Here is a 20,656-nt window from a genome sequence, read left to right on the forward strand (position 1 = left end):
CCCTGCGAAGTGCGGGGAGCAGCGCCTGCACCAGCCAGAACGGCGACTTGAGGTTGAGGTCGATCACTGCGTCCCAGGCCTCGTCCGGGAACGTCTCTAGCGGCTCGCGCCACATCGCTCCCGCGTTGTTGACGAGGATGTCCAGGCGTTCCGAGTCGACCTTGACAAGATCAGCGAGGCGCTGACACTCGTCGTACCTGGACAGGTCGGCGGGGAATGCTTGAACGTCGCCGAATTCGGACAGTAGATGCTGTGCCTCCGCGCACGTGTCTGCCTTGCGTGAGCTGATAATGACGCGGGCGCCCGCCTGCAGAAGGCCGCGCGCTATCATCATCCCAATGCCCCTGGTGCCGCCAGTGACAAGTGCGCACTTCCCACTCAGATCGAAAAGGTCTGCGTGAGTGGTGAACTGGTTGTCCGCCATTGGTCTTCGTCCCTTCTGTCGTGGAAGCATGTGCTGACACGGTCGCGCGTCCGGTGCAGCTGAATTGAACTGATGGGGGGTAAAACTGCAGTGCGTGTCCATGGAGTGTTGTCGGCGCTTTCGTTCAGGGCGCCTGGGACGGGTTCTCGAGTGGCCGCCGTGCGCGGCTCCCGTGGATCCATTACTTCTCCTCTGTGTAGCTGGGAGCCGACTCAAACAGGTTGACAGGCGTCCTGGACGTCTGGGAGACCCTGGTGATACAGGTACTGCGAGAGCCACCCTTGCCTGGTGCGCCATCGTGGCCTACCTGCTCACCGAGGAGCGTCCGGACCGGGTGCGAGCCGACTGATCCTGGAGGACGTTCCAGCGCCGCCGCCCCGGAAGCCGGCCGTTCCCACGAAGCCGGATGGGGACCTGCCTTATGACTGGGAGATGGTGTTGGCCATCCGCAGGCAGGTCGACGACCCTGACCCGACGTGGCTGAAGCGGCTCGGTGAAATCACCGCGGAAACCCTTGTCCTTGACGGCGGACCGCGAAGTCACATTCGTCCGGGCCAGGTCGCGGAACTGGCACGGCGAATCCCACGCAGCCGAACCGAGACCATCCCGGTCGGCCACCTGATCCATCGCGACGCGCCAGAGGCGTTCACAACAGCAGCCCTGACGTTCCTGCGCGCTCCTCAGACCGCGGGCTCTACCGACAGCGCCGTGAGGCCCGCGATGAAAGAGGCACCTGCCCACAGCCAAAGATCAACCGAAAGTGCAAAGTAAGTCCGAACAACTCCCGCGATCGTCGTTCGGACTCACCTTTCAAGCCTCTGCTCACCACGTTGAGGGCATGCAACCTTCGATCGGAACGGACAATGGGGGCCGGAATCGCCGGGAAAGGGAATCGGGGCGTTTTCAGCCGGGCGTCACGGCTCGCCTGACGCTCTCGTGGAGCAGGGCGCGACGCCGGTCGTGCAGTTCTGGGGGCTCCTCGGCGGTCGCGGCGAAGACGTTGCTGACCGGCGACCATGCCATGGACATCGCGATGACCATGGCCATCACGTCGAACGGGTCACCCGGTCTCACGATGCCCGCGGCTTGCGCGTCGGCGATGGCGCGCAGCTTGCGGTCGTCGAGACGCTCGGCCTCATCGACGAGGTGACCGGCCGGACGTCGCTCCAAACGCGCCCAAGTGGCCAGCCGGATGAGGTCGGGCCGGCGGAGGTATTCGTCGTAGAGACGCACGGCCCAGTCCGCGAGGTCGGTGGCGTCGATCGGGACGACGTTCACGATGCGCTCCAGCGAGCCGAAGAAGATGGCGTCGAACAGCCCTTCCTTGCTGCCGAAGTAGGCGTAGAGCTGCGCCTTGTTCGTGCGTGCGGCGGCCACGATTCGCTCGATGCGCGCCCCGGCGATCCCGTGCTCGGCGAACTCCCGGGTCGCCACGTCGAGTATGCGCCCGCGGGTCGCGGCGCCACGTGCGGTGAGGTGCTGGTCGGCCATACCCGCCACGGTATCCAACAGAACAGTCGGTTTGCTTAGCGACGACACATCCGCCTAGCATGAAATAGACCGAACAGTCTGTTTAAAGGAGTCGGATGTGAGGACCACGGTGGGTTGGCGCGCGGACGGTCCCGGGACGACGCTGCGGCGGGTGTCCCTCGAACGGCGAGAGCTACGTCCCGACGACATCGCAGTACGTGTGGATTACTGCGGCGTCTGCCACACCGATCTGCACGCCGTCCGCGCCCATTCCGGCGCGGGAGATGTTCTCCTCGTACCGGGCCACGAGTTCACGGGTACGGTGACCGAGGTCGGGCGGGAGGTCACTCGATTCGGCGTCGGCGATCCGGTCGCCGTCGGCAACATCGTCGACTCGTGTGGCGCGTGCGCCATGTGCCGGGCCGGTCAGGAGAACTTCTGCCACGAGTTCCCGACCCTGACCTACGGCGGCACCGACCGCCACGACGGATCGACGACCTTGGGGGCCTACTCCCGCGAGTACGTGGTCCGCGACCGTTTCGCCTACCTCCTCCCCGCCGGTCTCGATCCCGCAGCCGCGGCCCCCCTGCTCTGCGCCGGAATCACCGTGTGGGAGCCCCTGCACACCCTCGGCGTGGGGCCTGGCACTCGCGTCGCCGTGTGCGGGCTGGGCGGCCTGGGTCATCTCGCGGTCAAGCTCGCCGTGGCGCTCGGCGCCGGCGTCTCGGTCATCAGCCGATCGGCGGACAAAGCCGACGACGCCCGTCGACTCGGCGCCCACGATCTCATCGTCTCGACGGACCAGGAACAGATGGCCCGCGCCCGGGACCGGTTCGATGTCGTCATCGACACCATCTCCGCCCCCCACGACCTCGGCTCCTATCTGCGGCTGGTCGCCATGGACGGGACACTCAGCCATGTCGGGCACCTCGGACCGGTCACCGTAGAGACCACCGACCTGCTCATCGGACGCAAGAACCTCAGCTCCGCGGGCAGCGGCGGCCGACCCGCGACCGCCGCCATGCTGGACTTCTGCGCCAAGCACGGCGTCACCGCCGACATCGAACTTCTCCCCTCGGCGCGCGTGAACGAAGCCCTCGACCGCCTCCAGCGCAACGACGTCCGCTACCGCTTCGTGCTTGATATGTCCGACCTGTCCTGAACAACCAGGGCGCGGATCTGCGACGGCCCCTACGGAATGGAGCGAAGGAAGCCGGAGACCCGATCGCCGGGTCAGGAACCGCCTCGCGTGCGGGAGCGATAGCCGGCGACCTTCACCAGGTTCCCGCAGCGTTCCATGGAGCACCAGCGGCGTCGGCGCGCCTGGGAGTCGTCGAGGAACAGCAGCGAGCACTCTTGGTTCTCGCATTCCTTGACCCGGTCCAGGCGGGGGCCGCTGACCAGCAGTACCGCGTCGCGGGCCACGGTCGCCAAGGCGGCCTGCGCGGGATGCGCGGCCTGCCAGCGCAGAACCGGCTGCCGTCCGTTGTCAGCGTCGGTGTCCGCGCCGGCCAGTTGAGGCGTGAGGTCGGGGTGAGCGGCCGCTTCGTTGATCTGTGCGGCATCAGCCGGATCCGGGGTGTCCCCGCGCATCGCGGCGAGCAGAACCCGATAGAGCGCCTCACGCAACACGCGGGCGGCCGTCAGATCTTCGGCGGTGATTCGCATACGGTCCGGCCCTGCCTGCAGTCGCGCCTCGCTGATCCAGCGGGCCAGAGCACCGGGGTCGGCGAGCCTCTCGACGGAAGCGGTGTGGCGTTTGCCGAGAGTGGCGACGAAGTTCAGGCAGGGGCACCCGCCGATGAACGGGAACGCCATCTCCGGGTCGGCGGGATCCCTTCGCGCGGGCGCGGATCTGCTGGCCATGCGCCCACCTTACCGTTTGACACCTGTTCATGGGGTGTCGCATGATGACACCGCTTCAACCGGTGTTCACGGGATGCGGATGCGACTCAGGACCGGTCATGAACGTCACCGCAGCCCGTTCGGCCTGCGGCCGCGCCGGCCGCTGCTTCACGAAGAGCAGCCCGAACTGCCGTCGACCGGGAGGAAATCCACAATCATGAAGATCCTCGTCATCGGGGCCGGGGCGACCGGAGGCTTCTTCGGCGCCCGGCTCGCCCAAGCCGGCCGGGACGTCACGTTCCTTGTCCGCCCTCGCCGTGCGGCGGTCCTGCGCGAGCGGGGCCTGCGCCTGACCGGCTTGGACGCTCATGACGTGCTCGCGCCAAAGCTCGTGACCCCCGGCGAGATCGCCGCCCCCTACGACCTCCTGCTCATCTCGGTGAAGGCCGGCTCCCTGGTGTCAGCACTGGACGACGCCGCTCCAGCAGTCGGTCCGCGCACCGCTGTGGTGCCTTTCCTCAACGGGATCGCGCACATGGACATGCTGAACACCCGCTTCGGCGCACCCGCCGTACTCGGCGGCGTGGTCAAGGTCGTCACCATGCTCAACGACGAGGGTGACATCGTCCGGCTCGATCCCCTCGCGACGATGACGATCGGCGAGCAAGATGGCCGCTCGTCGCCTCGGCTGAGGGAGATCGAGCAGACGTTGGCCGGCTCCGGGTTCGACCTGAGCGTCTCGTCCGACATCATCACGGCGATGTGGCACAAGTGGGTGTTCATCAGCACCCTCGGCGCGCTCACCTCCCTGATGCGCGGCACGGTCGGCGACGTCGTCGCCGTCCCCGGCGGCGAGCGGCTCGGCCCTGCCGTCCTCGGCGAAGCGGCCGCGGTGTCGGCAGCGGCGGGACGTCCGGTCCCCACAGGGGAACTCGCCGCCACAGCAGCGGGGGTAACCGAGGCCGGATCGACGGACACCGCATCGATGTACCGCGACGTGACCGCCGGCCGTCCCACCGAGGTCGAGCACATCCTCGGTGACCTGACCGCGCGGGCGAGGGTACTCGGCGTGAGCACCCCGCTGCTCGACCTCGCCACCCTGAACCTGAGGGTCCATCAAAAACGCGTCGCCGCCGCCGCAGATGCCGCCGCATGAGTCGAGCGGCATCGAAGACCACCGGACACCGCCCGCGAGGTCCTCGCCCCCATCGAGCGGTTCACGATCTACGGCGGCGAGGTCGGCATGCCGTGTGACAACGGCTTCTGCTGCCGCCGGTGATGTCGGCCCTCAGCCATCGGCGGCCGTGCCGCACAAGAAGACCGCGTCGTCGAGCATGGCCGGGGTCACACGGACTCCGGTGAGCCGCTCGGCCAGCGCGAAGGCGGCCGTCGTGGTCGGACCGATGTCCTCGCGGTCCTCTTCCAGGTCGAAACCGATCTGCTTCATGTCCTCGAGGAGGGCGTCCGGGGTGCTGCCTTCCCGGTGGTAGGCGAACAGGGGCTCGAACTCCAGCCGGATGTCGCCGTCCTCGATCCAGTAGAAGCCGCCGAAGGCGTTGCCACCGTTGTAGCGGTGCGAGACCAGCCGGGTCCCCGCCGAGACCGGTATCACGACGGCGGGAGTCACGCCCAGATGACCGTTCACCTCCAGCGCCAGGGTCCAGTCCCCGCCGTCCCCGGTCACCGTCGTGGCACCGATGAACTGAACGTCGCCGTAGTGCGGCGCGTCCCAGTATTGAAAGGAGAGGTCGGTGAACTCCTCCGCCAGTTCCAGGGCGTCGAACATGATCTGCGCACCGAGCCGGTCCATGAACTCCCGCGGCGTGACTCCGCGTACGAGGGTCAGACAGTACGCCGAGAACAGACCGCCGTCCTCGTCGGCTCCGATCCACGCGTAGTCGGCTGCGACGGCCGCAGGCCGCCCGAAGTTCGATGACACGAGATCAAGATTAGAAGCGTGCCTCGCCCCGCCGTGACTCACTCATGCACGAAGGAGGGTCACCCGGCGTCCAGTCGGAGTGCGGGCGGTGCTGAGGGCGGTGCGATCCGGGAGGGGCGGGGTGTTCGGCCGGCGGTCGAAGATGATGAGGGTGCCGGCGTCCAGGCCCAGGCGGTCGAGGTAGCCGTCCAGCTGGACCAGGCCCTCGGGCAGCGGGTCGGGGCGGCCGGGGTGGTGGACCTTCAGTTCGATGGCCTCCCACTGCGAGGTGGGTTCGCCGTTCGCGTCCATGCAGGGCCAGCGGACGACGACGTCGATACGGCCGCGTCCGACGCCGTACTCGCGGTCGATGCAGCCGCCGCCGTTCACGACGCGGTGGAGGAAACCCAGGAAGACCAGTTGGCAGGCGGCCTCGTGGTAGGTCTCCCGGCTGGACAGGATTTCTCCGTGCAGCTTCCAGAAGACCACGAACTCGTCGAGAAGCCGGCGGAAGTCCAGGCGGCCCTCGCCGGTGACGAAGCTGCGCGGTTCGGCCGCGACGATCGATTCGGTGTTCCCGGCCAGGACCCGGAGGATCACTTCCTGGTAGATGGGATTGGCCACCTGTACGGGTTGAGCCCGGGAGATCAGGCCGAGATCCCGCGCGTAGGACAGAGCCTCGTCGTACGTCGCGTCCTGGTCGGGCAACTCGCCCGCGATGAGAGGTTCGATGAGGCGCCGGACCCGCGGCTCGTGCAGTCGGGCCACCAGTGAGTCCAGGTGCGTGGCCCTGGCGACGATCAGCCGCTCGACCGCCTGGTCCACGTGCGCATCGGTGATCGGCTCCGGCGGCGCGATCCCCATCATTCGAGTCGTCTCGTAGGCCAGCGCGTTCACCAGCCACGGCTGGCCCTGGCTCGCCTCGAACGCGCGCTGCATCGCGGACGCGGTGAACTTCTGCCCGGTGGCCGACGTGTGCTGTCCGTAGAGCTCGGTCACTTCGTCGACGGTGAAGTCGTCGATGCGCAGGGAGGCGGCCTTGATGTTGAACGGACTCGAGGTGCCCAGCCGCTCCGGATCCCCGCCCGAGGCCGCCTTGTAGTCGCGTACGTCCCGCAACCCGCACAGCACGACCGAATGCGGGAAGGGAGCAGGCCGGGCGGTGTAGCCGTCGCGCAACTGGCTCAGCACACTGATCAGGCTGTTACCCCGAAGCGCGTCGATCTCATCGAAGAACAGCACCAGCGGCAGCGGGCACCGGCTGGCCCAGGCGGTCAGGCCTCGCCGCAGCATCGCTCCGGGGGACGTCTCCGGCCACGGATCCGGAGGCATTTGGTCCGCCGGCACGTTACCGGCGATCACCCCTTCCCGGATCGCCTGCAGCACCATCCGCTCGGCCGCCGCGTAGTCGTCGCCCGCCGCTCTGGCCCCCTCGCACGAAAAGCGCACCGCGAGGTAACGGCCCTCGCGGGTGAGCCAGCCGGCCAGAGCCGCGAGAGTGGTCGTCTTCCCCGTCTGACGGGGTGCGTGCACCACGAAGAACCGGCCCTCGTCGATGAGCGTCCGAGCCTGCGGCAGTCGCGGCTGCGGCGGCAGCAGGTAGTGCCGGTCTGCCAGACATGGCCCTGTGGTGTTGAAGTACTTCACGCTCCGTAGGCTATTGGCTACGTTACGCCAGCGGGCTCCGAATCGCACCTTCGAGCTCCCGCAGGCCCGCGCCGATCAGCCGTCGCGTTCGTTCAGGTTGAACGTCGCGCGGTACGCCGAGGGCGACGTGCCGATGTGCCGCTGGAACCGGGCGCGCAATGTGGCGGCGGTCCGCGTTTTATCCGGTGGTGTCACCAAAACCCGCATGCGGGAGATGCAGGTGAATCGCAAGGAGGTACATGTCCAGAATAAAGGGTGGCGCAAGAAGTACACATACCTGTGAACGCCAAGCCAGCCAGCACACAACCGCCAGCAGAGGAGTCGGCAATATCAGACAGACCACATAGAGCAGAGAAAGGATAATACGAGGATGGTCCAGACACGGCGAGGCGACACCCGCGCCACAATCATTTGTAACCATCATCGCGCCAATAGCGATGATTCCGCCAAAGAGCCATATGAACGCGCTCAGCAGCACGCTCCCCACATAGCCGATAGCCTGCATACGTTCGGACCTTGAGCTGTTAACACTCGAGACGGCATCTGCCACGGCCACTGCGGCCATTCCTCCGACCACAGCCGCCATGCCCAGAGTCGCCACGGCCCACGCCCACCCATTTCCCCCGGGATCGGGGTCACCGAACTCATCGGTGACCCCAAGCCGATGAGACTGTCCCACAAAAGCAAGAAACATCATGCCCGGAATTGCAGCCCAACCAACAAAGGCGATTACGCCAAGGAAAAATCTCCGCTTAACTCCGTTGTTGATCATCATGTCGAAACAGTATCAGAGCACCCTTTTAATCGCATGCGGTCCGCACTTCTGGCCGTCTCACCGCGACGCGCCCGACGCGTTATTCAGCCACCACACGCAAAGGCCGGCGGAATCTCCCGGCGAGTGGCGGCCGGCGGCCGACGGCGGCCGCGCCGGCTTCGAGTCGCGACCGGAATGCCATCATCTGATACTGCTGGATTCAAGCCCGGCTCCATCAATCACCTACACGGATAAAGGTACGAGGGCACCCCTCACGCGACCGGGCGGGCACGGAACGTCGGATATCTGGTCTACGGTGATGCGCCATGGAAGATGACCTTCATCCGGCATCGGACGAGGACGCGCTGACCATTCCTCTCTCGTGGCGGCGCCGGATGTACGCGCGGCGGAGCGGCTCGCCGGGCCCGGTCGTCAAGATCGATCCGGCCGCGGGTGCGGCCGTGCGCGAACGCGTCGACCGGATGGAGGCTTCGCAACCGCTCGCAGAGCGGGAGGGCGTCAGCCCGGACATGGCCGCGGCGATGCGGGAGTATCTTTCCGGCGGCGCGGACCCCCTGGGCGCGGCCGTGGTCGCCGCGCTGCTGGTCCAGGACGCGTGGGACCGCGAGACCGAGGAGATCGCGGTGCGGGCGGCGGACTCCTGGGGGACCGAACACGGATTGTCCTTCGCCGCCTGCGCGTTCGCCGAGTTCAGCCAGATCCTCTGGCATTGCCCCGGGCTCAGAACCGTCGACGAGTACCCCCATGGGACCCATGGCTGCCACTCGGTCGCCTCGACGAAGGTGGCGACGGCCGGCGCGCGGCTGCGCGCTCTGCTGGCCGTCGCGGACGACCGGGAGTACCAGGAGGCGGTGGACCGGCTGGCGGGGTGCCGCCGTACCGCGTCGCAGCGGGTGGTGGTGTCCTTCCTGGTGCCCACCCGGTACGACTGGGTGGAGGAGTGCTGCGCCGCACCGCCCGACTCCGTCTACCAGAGGGACTTCTGGTGGATGTTGTACGGCTCGCTGGGTTCGCCCGGCCAGGTCGACCTGCTCGCACCGTACGGAGTCGTCCACCAGTACTCATGGGACCGGGCGCTCCTGGTCGCCATGGCGGACGGTTTGGGAGCGGCCATGACGTCGCTGCTCGTCAAGGCGTTCGACGCCGATCCCTGGCACACCGCCGGGCGGAAGCTGTTCCTGGAGATGCTGGCGGTCCTGCCGGCCGACGAGGCGTTCCAGGCGCTAATGGACCGCGTCGACCAGAAGTACGTGCAGCCCGCTTTGCTCGCGGCGGCGAGACGCTTCCCCGTACGGGCGCGGCGGTTGCTGGCGGTCTCCGCCGAGCCGAAGCTCGCCGGCCTGCGGGCCGAGTTCGTTCCGGCCGACCGGAAGGCCACTGGCCACGACGTGCTGCCGGACGCGCCGGCGGACGCCCTGCCGCGGCCGCTGGTCGACCTGCCGTGGCTGCGCACCAAACCGGCCGGACCGGCCGTCATCCAGGGACTGGAACCGCCCGCCGAGCCCCGGATGCGGTGGGAGCCGGGCGAGCGGGACCAATGGGCGAAGACCGACTCACGGCATCACGTCCTGGCCGACGACGACTGGGACCGGCAGATCGAGGACTTCCGCGCCAGGCGTGCCTGGGGGCACCGGCTCGGCGTCCTCACCTACGGCCCCGAGGAGAAGGTCCGCCCGCTGCTGGCCGACTGGCAGCCGCAACGGTGGGAGGCCGAGATATGGCTGAGGCCGGTCGTGGCCCGGTTCGGCGTCGACGCGCTTCCCGTCGCGCTGCGGATCGCGGAGGCCGATCCGGGTCTCGCTGATCGGGCGCTGCCGTTCCTGGACGCCGGTGTGGCGCGGCTGATGGCCGAGCGCCTGGCCCGGCCGAAGACCCGCAGGCTCGCGGTCGCGTGGTTCGGCCGGCACGGCCTGGACGCGGTGCCGCTGCTGGTCCCGGCCGCGGTGGGCAGGCCCGCCGGTCCGCGGCGCCAGGCGGAGGCCGCGCTGCGCCTTCTCGCCGGCCGGCACGGAGGCGAGAAGGTCGTCGACGCGGCACGCGCGCACGGCGGCGAGGCGGCCGGTGTCATCGAGGCGATGCTGGCGGTGGATCCGCTGGAGATTCTCCCCTCCCGCATACCGGTGCCGGGCGAGTGGGCCGACGTGAAGCCGCTCCCGCGGATCCGGCTCCGCGACCGCGAGGACGCGCTCCCGCTCGACGCCACCCGCAATCTGCTGACGATGCTGGCGATGTCCACGTCCGACGAGGTCTACGCGGGCGTCGAGATCGTCAAGAAGGTGTGCGACGCCGAGTCGCTGACGGCGTTCGGGTGGGCGCTGTTCGAGCAGTGGCGGCGGAACGGCGCGCCGTCCAAGGACGGCTGGGCACTGACGCAACTGGGATGGTTCGGCGACGACGAGACCGTGCGCGCGCTGGCCCCCCTCATCCGCAAGTGGCCGGGCGAGGGCGGCCACGCCAAGGCGGTCGCCGGCCTGGACGTCCTGGCGGCGATCGGCACGGACACGGCGCTGATCAACCTGTACGGCATCGCGCAGAAGGTCAGGTTCAAGGGCCTCAGGGAGCGGGCGCAGGAGAAGGTCGGGGAGGTCGCCGACGGGCTGGGCCTGACACCCGAACAACTCGGCGACCGGCTCGTCCCCGACTTCGGCCTGGACGCCGACGGCGGGCTCGTCCTGGACTACGGGCCGCGCCGCTTCGTCGTCGGCTTCGACGAGCGGCTCAAGCCGTACGTGACCGGCGAGGACGGCACCCGCCGCGCGTCCCTGCCCAAGCCCGGGGCCAAGGACGACCAGGAACTCGCGCCCGCCGCGTACAAGCTGTTCACCACGCTGAAGAAGGACGTGCGGGCGGTGGCCGCCGACCAGATCCGGCGGCTGGAGGCGGCGATGGTGGCGCGGCGCCGCTGGACGGCCGGGGAGTTCCGGCGCCTGTTCCTGGAGCATCCGCTGATCTGGCAGATCGCACGGCGGCTGGTGTGGATCGCCGGGGAGACCGCGTTCCGCGTCGCCGAGGACCGTACGTTCGCCGACGTCGGCGACGGCGCGGTGACGCTGCCGGACCAGGCCGGGATCGGCATCCCCCATCCCCTGGAGCTGGGCGGGACGCTCGCCGCGTGGTCGGCGGTCTTCGCCGACTACGAGATCCTGCAACCGTTCCCGCAGCTCGACCGCACGGTGCACACCCTCACCGACGCCGAACGCGCCGACCGCCGCCTGGAGAGGTTCCAGGGCGTCGCCGTACCGGCCGAGGCCGTGCTCGGGCTCGAACGACGCGGCTGGCGGCGCAGCATGCCCATGGACGCCGGAATTCAGGACTGCGCCTATCGCGAGCTCCCCGGCGGCCTGTTCATCAGCATCAAGCTGAACCCCGGGATCGTGATCGGCCGCGTGGACGACAGCGGCGACCAGTTGCTGGAGGAGATCCGGCTCGACGACCGTGCCGACGACGACTACTGGTCGACGGGGCGCGAGGGGCTGCCCTTCGGCGACCTCGACCCGATCACCACCTCGGAGCTGCTCGCCGAACTGACCGACACGACGTCCTGACCGGCACCGGAGAACCCGGTCTCTCGCGTCGACCTGTGGCCGACGGCAGAGGCCGCCGAGCGGGCGGTGCACCTGTTCGGCGACGGGAGATTCGCCGTACAGACAGGCGCCGGGCATTACCCGTGGCTGGATGACCCGGCCGCCTTCGCCGCCACTCTCGACGCGTTCCTCGGGTGAGGAATCGCCGGCACACCACACCGCGGCGAGTCAGGTGGCCATCAGCCCGCCCATCGTCAGGTCCACGAGCCGGTCGGCCTGCTCCCGGGACATCTGTTCACCGATCCAGGCGGCGGCGTTCATCAGCGCGAAGATGTCGGCACCCGTCACGTCCTGACGGAGGACACCGGCCGCCCGGGCGTTGGCGATCAGCCGGTCCGCGATGCCGGTCATCCGGACGCACGACTCGTGCAGCTCGGAGGCCTGGTCGTCCAAGCCGTCGGCCAGCATGGTGGCGAGCCCCTGGTACGCGGCGGCGTGCTCGACGACGGCCCGGACCCACTCGATGAGCGCCTGCGCCGCCGAGGGGTGGGTGAGCAGTTCCTCGCCCCGCTCGAACAGGGCGTCGTTGCGTTCGCGCAGCAACCCGCCGATCAGGGCGCGGCGGCTGGGGAAGTGGCCGTAGAGCGTGCCGATCGCGACGCCGGCCCGCCGGGCGATGCCCTCCAGGGACGCATCCGTCCCCTTCTCCCGAAAGGCCGCGTCGGCCTCGGCCAGAAGACGGTCGTAGTTCCGCCGGGCGTCGGCGCGCGGCCGGCGCCGCCGGGGGTCGGTCATTTCTCCCCTTGCTAATTCGAGGCACCCTCGACTTAACTATGTCGAGGCTGCCTCAGATTATCGCCCCGGGCGCCATCGCACACCCCCAGGAGGATTAAATGATCTTGGTAACCGGCGCCACCGGCTCCATCGGCAGGCCCCTCGTGCGCCGACTTCGTCAGGACGGGGTCGCGTTCCGGGCACTGGTCCGGGACGAGGCCAAGGGCCGCGCGCTGGGCTGCGACTTCGTCGTCGGCGACTTCGACGACCCCGGCTCGATCGCCGCCGCCCTCGAAGGTGTCGACCGCCTGTTCCTCAACGGCGCCGGCGCCCAGCCGGTCGACGGGGAACAGCCGATGATCCGCCAGCAGAAGACCGCCATCGACGCGGCGAAGAAGGCCGGGGTCTCAAGGGTCGTGAAGGTGTCGGTCTGGCAGGCCCACGAAGGCGGGCGACTCGCCGAAGGCGCGCACTGGGAGATCGAGGAGTACCTGAAGGCCTCAGGACTCGGCTGGTCGCTGCTGCAGCCGAGCGGCTTCATGCAGAACTTCATCACCGGGGCGGGTTCGTTCACCGCCGACGGGAACCTGGTCGGCGCGTACGGAGAGGCCCCGGTCTCCTACATCGACTGCGAGGACATCGCCGCCTGCGCGGCCACCCTGCTGACCGGCCCGTACGGCAAGTACGAGACCTTCGTCCTCACCGGTCCAGAGGCCCTCACCCACGCCGAGATCGCCGCGAAGCTCTCGGCCGCCCTGCGACGGACCGTCCGCTACGTCGACCTGCACCCGGACGACCTGGCCGCCACCCTGAAGTCCCAGGGCCTCCCGCCTGGGTTCGCCGAGGATGTCGCCACCCTCCTGAAGGAGGTGGCGACCGGCTCCCTGGCCACACCGACGTCGGCGGTCCAGGACCTCACGGGCCGTGCTCCGTCCGCGTTCGATGACTTCCTCGCCGCCAACGAGGAGACCCTGCGGGCCATCCCGGCTGCACCGGCCACCTGACGCGCACGTGCCCCGAGCAGCCGAGCAGCCGAGCAGCCGAGCAGCCGAGCGGTGGACGTTCGGACTCGGGCGCGGAACTGCCAGGATCGGCGCATGTCCCACGACCGCCGACTGCGCGCCACCTTCGACAGCGTGGCCTCCCGGTACGAACAGGCACGCCCGGACTACCCGGCCGAGCTGTACTCCGATCTGCTCGCGCTCACGGGTGTCGAGCCGCCCGCGCGGCTGCTCGAAGTCGGGTGCGGCCCGGGGAAGGCCACGCTGCCGCTGGCACGCAGAGGTTTCCACATCACGGCGATCGAGCTCGGTGACGCGCTGGCGGCGGAGGCACGGCGCCGGCTCGCCGAGTTCCCCGGCGTCTCCGTGATCACTTCGTCGTTCGAGGACTGGAGTCCGCCGGCGAGCGCCCGTTTCGACGTCGTCTACGCGGCCACCGCCTGGAAGTGGGTGGATCCGGAGGTCAGGTACGCGCAGGCCGCCGCGCTCCTCCCCCAGGGCGGCCACCTGGCCGTATGGAATGCCGAGCACGCCTTCCCCGCCGACTTCGACCCGTTCTTCACCGAGATCCAACAGGTCTACGACGAGCTCGGCGAAGGCGACGGCTCCCCCTGGCCACCGCCACGGCCCGAGGAGCAGCCCGACCCCTTCGCCGCCGAGTTCGAGGCGTCCGGGCACTTCGCCGTCGCCGGGACACGGCGGTATCTGTGGGCTCGGCGCTACACCGTGGAGCAGTACATCGCCCTGCTGAACACCTTCTCCGGCCATATCGCCATGGAGCCGGCCACGCGCGACCACCTCTACCGCGAGATCCGCCGCCGGCTCGCCGCCCGCCCGGACGGACGACTCACCCGCCACTGGTCGTCCGTCCTCACCGTCGGCCGACGCCTATGACCCGCCGTCGTCCTCTTCCGAATCCTCGTGAGCGCTGAGGAGCCGGTCCAGGTTCACGAGCCGGTCGCCCCGGAAACAGATCACCCCGACGGCTCCGGACCGTCGGCCGCCGGATGGCGATGCCGGCGAACGGTCATCATGGCCGCGGCGATCCCCAGGATCCCGAGAATGACTCGCGACCCGCGGCGCATCCCGAAGTAGGAGCTCTCGATGCCGCTCGCGTATGTGTGCTGCCCGCTGCCGAGGTCGGCGGCTCGCCGCCGATGCACCTCGGCGAGCGCGTCGTCCCCGGCGAGTCTCCGCAGCGCCTCCCGCCCTCGGGGGTCGTCCAGGGTGGCCAGAACCCGTGCCGCGAGAACCCGGCTGCCACCGTAAAGGCCGACGTCGTTCGCGAGGTCCAGCAGGACCTCATGCCCGCGAGGGTCGCCGAGACCGGCGAGGTCATGAGCGGCGCTGATCGCCATGAACCCACTCGTCAGCGGGTCGAGGGCGATGGCGAAGAGGATCGCAGGGCCCTCCGGGTCACCGGTCTCTCCCAGGATCCGTGCCGCGGTGATCCGGTGATGCTGCTGCAGTCCGGGCTCCGTGGCCAGGGCGAACAGCGCATCTCCCCGACGGGCGTCACCGATGCCCGCGAGGGTCTGCGCGGCCCGGATCCGGTCCTCCGGCTTGAGGGAGGTGTCCTTGATGAGCTCGATGAGGGTCAGACCGCCGCTCTCGTCGTGCAATAACGCCAGGGTCCGCGCCGCCGGAATCCGCGTGGCCACCCGGAGGTCATGGTCGGTGGCGATGGCGGCGAGTGCCTCGGCCGCTCGCGGATGGCGCATCGTGGCCAGCGCCCGCGCCGCGGCGAGGCCATAGAACGCGCGACGGTGTCCCATCGCCCGCCGGTAGAGGGTCCGGGCGGCGGTCTCAACGGTCTCCGGGTCGAGAGGTGTTCCGTCCGCGTCGAGCTGCGCGATGAAGCAGGCGCCCCACACGAACGACGCACCCCTGCGCAGGGCGGTCCGCACCTTTTCGTCACCATCCGGCCGTACGAGACATTCGGCGACGAGGAACCGGGCCATGAGGCTCATGGGCGGTGCCGTGCCTCGGAGCAGCGCAAGGCGGTTGAGACGGAGGACGGTCCGGTGGGCTCGGGCACGACGGGCGGGATCGTTCGCGATGCACCGCGCGGCGAGGTATTCGCCGATCGTCGGATGGAGAAAGTCTAAATCGTCTCCGCGTTGAACGAGCAGACCCGTCTCGCGGAAGATCTCCCGCAGAATCGCGGGCCAGGCCTCGGGCCTGTCGTCCAACTCCAGCGGCCGCCAATCCGAGGTCAGGTCGGTCAAGACCTCGATGGCGGAACGGGTGTCGCCGTCGTGCCAGGCCAGCGCCAGCCGGCCGAGCAGCCCGAAACCTGTGACGAGGACCCGGGTCGCCGCCTGAGCCGTCCGGTCTCCGTAGGTTCGTCGGACGGCCTGCATCTGGGCGGTGCCTCGTGGCTCGTCGGGCGCTCCCGGATGGTGGTGTCGGCCTAACATGTCGACGAACGCGCGGTAGACGGCATGGCGTCCCGAGGGCAGCGGCCTGTCGGTGTCGCTGCTGAACAGCTGACAGAGCATGGTCGCCATGAGCGGGCTGCGAGCCAGGTCGGTGAGCCTCCCCCGCTCGAGCAGGGTGAGGAACTGATCGGTCTTCTCCTCGGGCATCGGCAGATTCACCGCGTCGAACCAGCTCCTGGCGAGTGCGGACAGTTGGTCCTCGTCCAGGGCGAGCAGGTCGAACCGCCGGACGTGCCACCCCTGCGCCGTACCGAACTCCTGCCGGGCCGGCGGCCGGGTCGCCACGATGAAGCGATAGCGCGATCCCTGCGGATCCCTGGACCGCAGCTCGGCCAGCTTCGCCAGAACGCCGGCCCGGGTCTGGGACTCGACGATCTCGTCCAGGCCGTCGAGGAGAATGAGCCAGCGACGGCCCGCCGCGGGCGGGTTCTCGAAGAAGCTCGCCGTCCAGGTGTCCTCGGCGGCGGTGCCGAGCCGGGAGCGGACACCCTGGGCGATCAGTTCGGGCCACGGACCCCGCGCCACGAGATCGGAGGCGTGCAGCAGGACAGGGGCCCAGGCTGGAGGATCGCCCGTCCGCCAGCGCCTGGTGAGCGCCACCAGGCCGGTCCGCAACAGGCTGGTCTTTCCCGAACCGGGGCCGCCGACGAGCAGCACGTCGTCGGGCAGAGCGAAGATCTCGTCGGCGGCGACCCGGCTGCCGGGAGCGGTCTCCGCGTCGGACAGGTCGTCGGTGAACTCCGGCTCGACGCCGTCGTCCCACGCCCTCGCCCGTACATGGATCCGCGCCAGGCTCGGGCGCCCATCGATCGGGTGTCCCATCGCCACGGAGTAGGCGGTGATCTCCGCCGCCCGCTCGGCGGCCTCGAGATACGCGGTCAGCGGGTCGGAGGTGTGGGACCCGGCCGGGTCGGGTGCCGTCACGGGTTCGCCCGCGGTGCGGACAACGCCTGGACGATCTGCTCCACTTCCGCCGGCGTCAGCGTCGTGTCCCGCCCGGCTCGGTCCTCGGCCGGCCACGGCATCAGCCCGTCGCCATCGCCGTCCACCCTGATCAGCACTCGCATGCTCAGCACCGCCCTGCCAGACGACCCGTCCCCGAACGCGCGCCCTTCGGCACGACGTTCAACGAACGGTACCCCGCCCCGTTTCCCCGGCAACGTGACGATTCGGCGGCTTCCTCGGATGATCTTTCGTCGTTACCGTGTCTCGTCCACGCTGGGCCTTCGGTGCGGGCGGACAAGACCGATGATCACGAGGGCACCGACGGTGATGAGACAGAGCCAGGCGAAGGTGTCGCCGATCAGGTCGTAGATCGTCGTGCCGCCGCGCGTCGGCACGTACGCCACGGTCGTCTGCTGATCGGTGGCGAAGTAGTCCGTGGTGGCCAGGACGCGTCCCTGCCGGTCGAAGGTGGCGGACACGCCCTCCGAGTCCTGGCGCACGAGCGCGTACCCGCCTTCGACGGCGCGCAGCGCGGCCTTCTCGGTGTGCGCGCGTCCGTACTCCCGCCAGTCGTGCGAGGGCACGAGCATGATGTCCGCGCGCACCCGCATCAGGTCGGGAAAGTCGGCGTCGTAGCAGATGACGTTCGCGATCCGGCCGTACGGCGTGTCGACGACCGACACACGCCCGTCTCCGGGGGTGAACGTCTCCGAGCCGGGGATCGGATGGGCCTTCTGGTAGGTCCACAGGACCTTTCCGTCGGGGCCGATGAAGACCGTCTCGTCGCGCCCGTAGGCGGGCGCGGTCGTGCTGTAGACGCCCAGGCCGATCTCGAGATAGATCCTCGACCTTCGGGCCTCGTCCTGCGCCGCCGCGATGCTGGAGTGCTCATCGGCCTCGAGCGCCTTGACCCCCTCTTCGGGCCAGACCACGATCTTGGCACCGGCCTGGGCCTCCCGGCGGGTGGCCGCGAGCAGGTCGTCCTCCACCGCCTTCATGGCGGGCTCGACCGCTGAGGGAGGCGCGGCGGCAATGTCGCGACGGCTGCCGGGGATCCGCCCGATCGCCGCCTTCTGAGCCTCGGTCGCCTCCCGGCCGGGGCTGACGCCGGCGATCCGGACCGTCGCGTCGTCCTCCGGAGAGAAGGCGAGCCGGGCTCCGCCGCCGAGAATGACGACGGACAGCACGGTCCCGTACACGATGCCGCTGCGCGCCGACCGCCACGACGGGCTCTCCCAGAAGCGGTTGACGACGCTCGCGAACCAGGCGATCAGGAATCCGATCCCGTACGACCCGATGATCGAGGTGACCTGGAGCAGTGGCAGGTCGCCGTACTGGGTGACCGTCAGGGAGCCGTAGGCCGTGCCGAACGGCGACAGCAGCGTGATGAGGAATTCCGATCCGGCGATCGCCGCCGGAAATGTCAGCACCGACATCCAGGGACGCAGCCGGCCCACGAGCAGCCGGTCGAGAAGGAACGGCAGCATCTGCAATACGCCGAGTCCGACCGCTCCCGCGATGATGACGGCGTTGAAGCCCATATTCGATTCGAATATCCAGAAGACCGCCGCGGCGACGTTGACCAGCAGGATCCATATCGCACCCGACCAGGCACGGCCGGTGCGGACGAAGCGCAGCAGCAGGACGGGGAAGATCCAGGCGGCGAGGGGGATGTCCCAACGGCCACCGACCGCGAACAGCATCGCCACGGCGCCGAGCGCCAGCAGCGAATATCGCACCCATATCGGCGTCGGACGCCGGTCGTCGTTCATTTCTTCATCGGCCCTTTCAGGCGAGAATCATCCGCGTGGGATGGCGTACGTTCGGAGGGTTCGTGGGACGCGATTCGAACGTAGGAGAGCTGGTAGGCACCCGGCGTCGTCCGCAGCGCCGATCTCTCGCCGGTCCGCGCAACTTTCGATGCGGCCCCGAGAACGAGCAGGTGAGCACGGGGATCGCCTACCGTTGCCGTCGGACATGACGACTCACGTGACGGCCGGCCTGCGCCATGCGCGCATCTGGATCACCGGCAGACCATGGCTGACCGACATCGCGCTCGGCGGCGGGCTCACCGTGTTCGACGTGGTGACCTTGCTGGGCAGGACACCGACGCCGAGCGCGGCCGGCCTGGCGCTCTGGGGACTGCAGACGGTTCCGCTGTTCTGGCGGCGGCACCACCCCCGCCTGGTGCTGGCCGCGGTGACCATGGGCTTCGTCCTCTTCGAGGTGCTCGACCCGGTGCCGGGGAAGACGCCGGGGCCCTACTTCCTGATCTTCGCCGTGTTCGCGCTGGCCCGGTGGTCCCCGGCGACGGTGAGCGTGCCGGGGACGCTGCTGTCCCTCGCCACCGCGGTGACGACAGAGCTGCTCAGCGGCCGATCCGGGCCACTCCGGCTCGACTCCCTCGAACCGGACACCGCGATGGCCTTCGTCGCGTTCCTGTCCATCGCCTGGCTCCTCGGGTACGGGGCACGGCGGATCGACCTCGGCACCCGCCGGCTCCGGGACCTCAACGACCGGCTCCGCGCGCAGCAGGAGATCAACGCACGTCAGGCCGTCGTCACCGAACGGGCCCGCATCGCCCGCGACCTCCACGACGTCGTCGCGCACCACGTCAGCGCGATCGCCGTACAGGCGCGCTCCGCCGAGGACGTGCTGGAGGACGATCCGCGGCTCGCCCTGCAGGGTGTGACGCGCATCGCCGAGACGGCCGACGTCGCCCTCGTGGAGATGCGCCGCATCCTCGGCCTGCTCGCCGCCCAGCGGGAGGATCCCGACCCCGAGCCCTCCCTTCGCCACGTCGACCGGCTCTTCGCGGCGGCGGAGGCGACCGGCTGCCGCGTGGCGGCGACGCTCGGGCCGTCGATCGACGCGGTTCCGTCCGCGGTCCAGGTCTCGGCCTACCGGATCCTGCAGGAGGCGTTGACCAACGTGATCAAGCACGCCGCACCCGCCGACGTCCGGGTCGCCCTGCGCGCCGCCGACGCCGCGCTGACCGTCGAGGTGGAGAACGGGCCGGCCGCCGCGATCCACCGCCCCGTACCCGGCTCCGGCCGGGGGCTGATGGGCGTCCGCGAACGCGTCCTGGCCTTCGACGGCGCCCTGGAGGCCGGTCCGCGACCGGACGGCGGGTGGCGGGTCCACGCCACACTCCCTTTCCAGGGGGTCCGATGACGATCCGGGTGCTCCTCGCCGACGATCAGGAGATGGTCCGGGCGGCGCTCCGTGCCGTCATCGACCGCCGCGAGGACCTGTGCGTCGTCGGTGAGGCCGCCGACGGCGGGCAGGCCGTCGACGCGGCCTTCCGCCTGCGGCCCGACGTCGTCGTCATGGACGTCCGCATGCCCGGCCTGACCGGGGTCGAGGCCACCGGCCGGATCCTCACCGGATGGCCGCCTCCCGACCCGCCGCCCCGCGTGCTCGTGCTCACCACCTTCGACCTGGACGAGTACGTGCACTCCGCGCTGCGCGCCGGCGCCTACGGCTTCCTGCTGAAGAACAGCCCGCCCGACCAGCTCGCACACGCGATCCGCGTCGTCGCCGGCGGCGAGGCCATGCTCGCCCCGAGCGTCACCCAACGGCTCATCACGACGTTCGCCGCGTTGCCCCTCGGCCTCCTCCCCGGCGCGCCGGCCCCCGCACCGGAACACCACGGACTCATCGACGCGCTCACCGAACGCGAACTGGAGGTCCTCATCCTCGTCGCACGGGGGCTGTCCAACCTGCAGATCGCCGATGCGCTCGGACTGACGCAGGCCAACGTGAAAAGCCGCGTCAACCGCATCCTCACCCGCCTCGGCCTGGACAACCGCGTCCAGGCCGCGATCCTCGCGCACGAGGCGGGCCTGCTCCCCCCGCGCGAGGAGACGTAGCGCTGCCCGGACGGTGAGGA

The 20,656-nt window shown here is 69.5% G+C and carries 18 protein-coding genes; 8 read left to right on the top strand and 10 right to left on the bottom strand.

Annotation, left to right across the window (positions count from 1 at the left end):
• Positions 1 to 424: SDR family NAD(P)-dependent oxidoreductase (locus AB0I04_RS36075; protein WP_360895046.1), on the bottom strand; the 424-nt coding region annotated here is incomplete at its 3' end.
• A gap of 432 nt (positions 425 to 856) precedes the next feature.
• Between AB0I04_RS36075 and AB0I04_RS36080 the strand changes: the two genes are divergently transcribed.
• Complete coding sequence (locus AB0I04_RS36080) at positions 857 to 1,195, top strand: alpha/beta hydrolase (RefSeq protein ID WP_360895049.1); 339 nt, start codon at positions 857 to 859, stop codon at positions 1,193 to 1,195.
• Between the two features lie 132 nt (positions 1,196 to 1,327).
• On the opposite strand, the gene AB0I04_RS36085 is transcribed toward AB0I04_RS36080, so the two are convergent.
• Entirely contained in the window at positions 1,328 to 1,915 is a 588-nt protein-coding gene (locus AB0I04_RS36085) for a TetR family transcriptional regulator (RefSeq protein ID WP_360895052.1), read from the bottom strand.
• Positions 1,916 to 2,012: 97 nt separating this feature from the next.
• Between AB0I04_RS36085 and AB0I04_RS36090 the strand changes: the two genes are divergently transcribed.
• Positions 2,013 to 3,056 carry an NAD(P)-dependent alcohol dehydrogenase gene (locus tag AB0I04_RS36090; RefSeq protein ID WP_360895054.1) on the top strand — a complete coding sequence of 348 codons (1,044 nt, stop codon included), beginning with the start codon at positions 2,013 to 2,015 and terminating at the stop codon, positions 3,054 to 3,056.
• Positions 3,057 to 3,127: 71 nt separating this feature from the next.
• On the opposite strand, the gene AB0I04_RS36095 is transcribed toward AB0I04_RS36090, so the two are convergent.
• Positions 3,128 to 3,760, bottom strand: a complete 633-nt coding sequence (locus tag AB0I04_RS36095) for an ABATE domain-containing protein (protein WP_360895057.1) — start codon at positions 3,758 to 3,760, stop codon at positions 3,128 to 3,130.
• 196 nt (positions 3,761 to 3,956) lie between these two features.
• On the opposite strand from AB0I04_RS36095, the gene AB0I04_RS36100 reads away from it, so the two are divergent.
• Positions 3,957 to 4,895 (top strand): ketopantoate reductase family protein, encoded by a 939-nt coding sequence (locus AB0I04_RS36100; RefSeq protein ID WP_360895060.1) that lies wholly within the window; start codon positions 3,957 to 3,959, stop codon positions 4,893 to 4,895.
• Positions 4,896 to 5,027: 132 nt separating this feature from the next.
• Here AB0I04_RS36100 and AB0I04_RS36105 read toward each other — a convergent pair whose 3' ends face one another.
• From AB0I04_RS36105 to AB0I04_RS36115, 3 genes are all read right to left on the bottom strand, one after another.
• Positions 5,028 to 5,678, bottom strand: coding sequence for a DUF6461 domain-containing protein (locus AB0I04_RS36105; RefSeq protein WP_360895063.1), 651 nt, complete (start codon positions 5,676 to 5,678; stop codon positions 5,028 to 5,030).
• A gap of 42 nt (positions 5,679 to 5,720) precedes the next feature.
• Positions 5,721 to 7,304, bottom strand: coding sequence for an AAA family ATPase (locus tag AB0I04_RS36110; protein ID WP_360895065.1), 1,584 nt, complete (start codon positions 7,302 to 7,304; stop codon positions 5,721 to 5,723).
• A gap of 178 nt (positions 7,305 to 7,482) precedes the next feature.
• On the bottom strand, positions 7,483 to 8,079 hold the full coding sequence (locus AB0I04_RS36115; protein WP_360895068.1) for a hypothetical protein: 597 nt from the start codon (positions 8,077 to 8,079) through the stop codon (positions 7,483 to 7,485).
• 305 nt (positions 8,080 to 8,384) lie between these two features.
• Between AB0I04_RS36115 and AB0I04_RS36120 the strand changes: the two genes are divergently transcribed.
• Complete coding sequence (locus AB0I04_RS36120; protein WP_360895071.1) at positions 8,385 to 11,624, top strand: DUF4132 domain-containing protein; 3,240 nt, start codon at positions 8,385 to 8,387, stop codon at positions 11,622 to 11,624.
• Positions 11,625 to 11,831: 207 nt separating this feature from the next.
• On the opposite strand, the gene AB0I04_RS36125 is transcribed toward AB0I04_RS36120, so the two are convergent.
• The gene (locus AB0I04_RS36125) at positions 11,832 to 12,398 is read right to left on the bottom strand and encodes a helix-turn-helix domain-containing protein (RefSeq protein ID WP_360895074.1); all 567 of its coding nucleotides are present in this window, start codon (positions 12,396 to 12,398) and stop codon (positions 11,832 to 11,834) included.
• Positions 12,399 to 12,496: 98 nt separating this feature from the next.
• Here AB0I04_RS36125 and AB0I04_RS36130 point away from each other — a divergent pair, with 98 nt between their 5' ends.
• Complete coding sequence (locus AB0I04_RS36130; protein WP_360895078.1) at positions 12,497 to 13,381, top strand: SDR family oxidoreductase; 885 nt, start codon at positions 12,497 to 12,499, stop codon at positions 13,379 to 13,381.
• Between the two features lie 93 nt (positions 13,382 to 13,474).
• On the top strand, positions 13,475 to 14,272 hold the full coding sequence (locus AB0I04_RS36135) for a methyltransferase domain-containing protein (RefSeq protein WP_360895081.1): 798 nt from the start codon (positions 13,475 to 13,477) through the stop codon (positions 14,270 to 14,272).
• 80 nt (positions 14,273 to 14,352) lie between these two features.
• Here AB0I04_RS36135 and AB0I04_RS36140 read toward each other — a convergent pair whose 3' ends face one another.
• From AB0I04_RS36140 to AB0I04_RS36150, 3 genes are all read right to left on the bottom strand, one after another.
• Positions 14,353 to 16,743, bottom strand: a complete 2,391-nt coding sequence (locus AB0I04_RS36140) for an NACHT domain-containing protein (RefSeq protein WP_360895084.1) — start codon at positions 16,741 to 16,743, stop codon at positions 14,353 to 14,355.
• Positions 16,740 to 16,886 carry a hypothetical protein gene (locus AB0I04_RS36145; protein ID WP_360895087.1) on the bottom strand — a complete coding sequence of 49 codons (147 nt, stop codon included), beginning with the start codon at positions 16,884 to 16,886 and terminating at the stop codon, positions 16,740 to 16,742. Before AB0I04_RS36145 ends, AB0I04_RS36140 begins: the two co-directional genes overlap by 4 nt.
• Before the next feature lie 132 nt (positions 16,887 to 17,018).
• Positions 17,019 to 18,503 (bottom strand): nitrilase-related carbon-nitrogen hydrolase, encoded by a 1,485-nt coding sequence (locus AB0I04_RS36150; protein WP_360895090.1) that lies wholly within the window; start codon positions 18,501 to 18,503, stop codon positions 17,019 to 17,021.
• A gap of 238 nt (positions 18,504 to 18,741) precedes the next feature.
• Here AB0I04_RS36150 and AB0I04_RS36155 point away from each other — a divergent pair, with 238 nt between their 5' ends.
• Both AB0I04_RS36155 and AB0I04_RS36160 read left to right on the top strand, forming a co-directional pair.
• Complete coding sequence (locus AB0I04_RS36155) at positions 18,742 to 19,938, top strand: histidine kinase (protein ID WP_360895093.1); 1,197 nt, start codon at positions 18,742 to 18,744, stop codon at positions 19,936 to 19,938.
• On the top strand, positions 19,935 to 20,636 hold the full coding sequence (locus AB0I04_RS36160; RefSeq protein ID WP_360895096.1) for a response regulator transcription factor: 702 nt from the start codon (positions 19,935 to 19,937) through the stop codon (positions 20,634 to 20,636). The genes AB0I04_RS36155 and AB0I04_RS36160 overlap by 4 nt, the downstream gene beginning before the upstream one ends.
• Positions 20,637 to 20,656 lie beyond the last annotated feature (20 nt).

The sequence above is a fragment of the Actinoallomurus sp. NPDC050550 genome, from assembly GCF_040655075.1.
GTDB lineage: Bacteria > Actinomycetota > Actinomycetes > Streptosporangiales > Streptosporangiaceae > Actinoallomurus.

Bases quoted from the DNA above. Each gene is read 5' to 3' on its own strand.
- AB0I04_RS36120 (WP_360895071.1), top strand. From the start codon at position 8,385: ATGGAAGATGACCTTCATCCGGCATCGGACGAGGACGCGCTGACCATT.
- AB0I04_RS36135 (WP_360895081.1), top strand. From the start codon at position 13,475: ATGTCCCACGACCGCCGACTGCGCGCCACCTTCGACAGCGTGGCCTCC.
- AB0I04_RS36080 (WP_360895049.1), top strand. From the start codon at position 857: ATGGTGTTGGCCATCCGCAGGCAGGTCGACGACCCTGACCCGACGTGG.
- AB0I04_RS36085 (WP_360895052.1), bottom strand. From the start codon at position 1,915: ATGGCCGACCAGCACCTCACCGCACGTGGCGCCGCGACCCGCGGGCGC.
- AB0I04_RS36130 (WP_360895078.1), top strand. From the start codon at position 12,497: ATGATCTTGGTAACCGGCGCCACCGGCTCCATCGGCAGGCCCCTCGTG.
- AB0I04_RS36155 (WP_360895093.1), top strand. From the start codon at position 18,742: ATGACGACTCACGTGACGGCCGGCCTGCGCCATGCGCGCATCTGGATC.
- AB0I04_RS36115 (WP_360895068.1), bottom strand. From the start codon at position 8,079: ATGATGATCAACAACGGAGTTAAGCGGAGATTTTTCCTTGGCGTAATC.
- AB0I04_RS36160 (WP_360895096.1), top strand. From the start codon at position 19,935: ATGACGATCCGGGTGCTCCTCGCCGACGATCAGGAGATGGTCCGGGCG.
- AB0I04_RS36095 (WP_360895057.1), bottom strand. From the start codon at position 3,760: ATGGCCAGCAGATCCGCGCCCGCGCGAAGGGATCCCGCCGACCCGGAG.
- AB0I04_RS36100 (WP_360895060.1), top strand. From the start codon at position 3,957: ATGAAGATCCTCGTCATCGGGGCCGGGGCGACCGGAGGCTTCTTCGGC.
- AB0I04_RS36145 (WP_360895087.1), bottom strand. From the start codon at position 16,886: ATGCGAGTGCTGATCAGGGTGGACGGCGATGGCGACGGGCTGATGCCG.
- AB0I04_RS36125 (WP_360895074.1), bottom strand. From the start codon at position 12,398: ATGACCGACCCCCGGCGGCGCCGGCCGCGCGCCGACGCCCGGCGGAAC.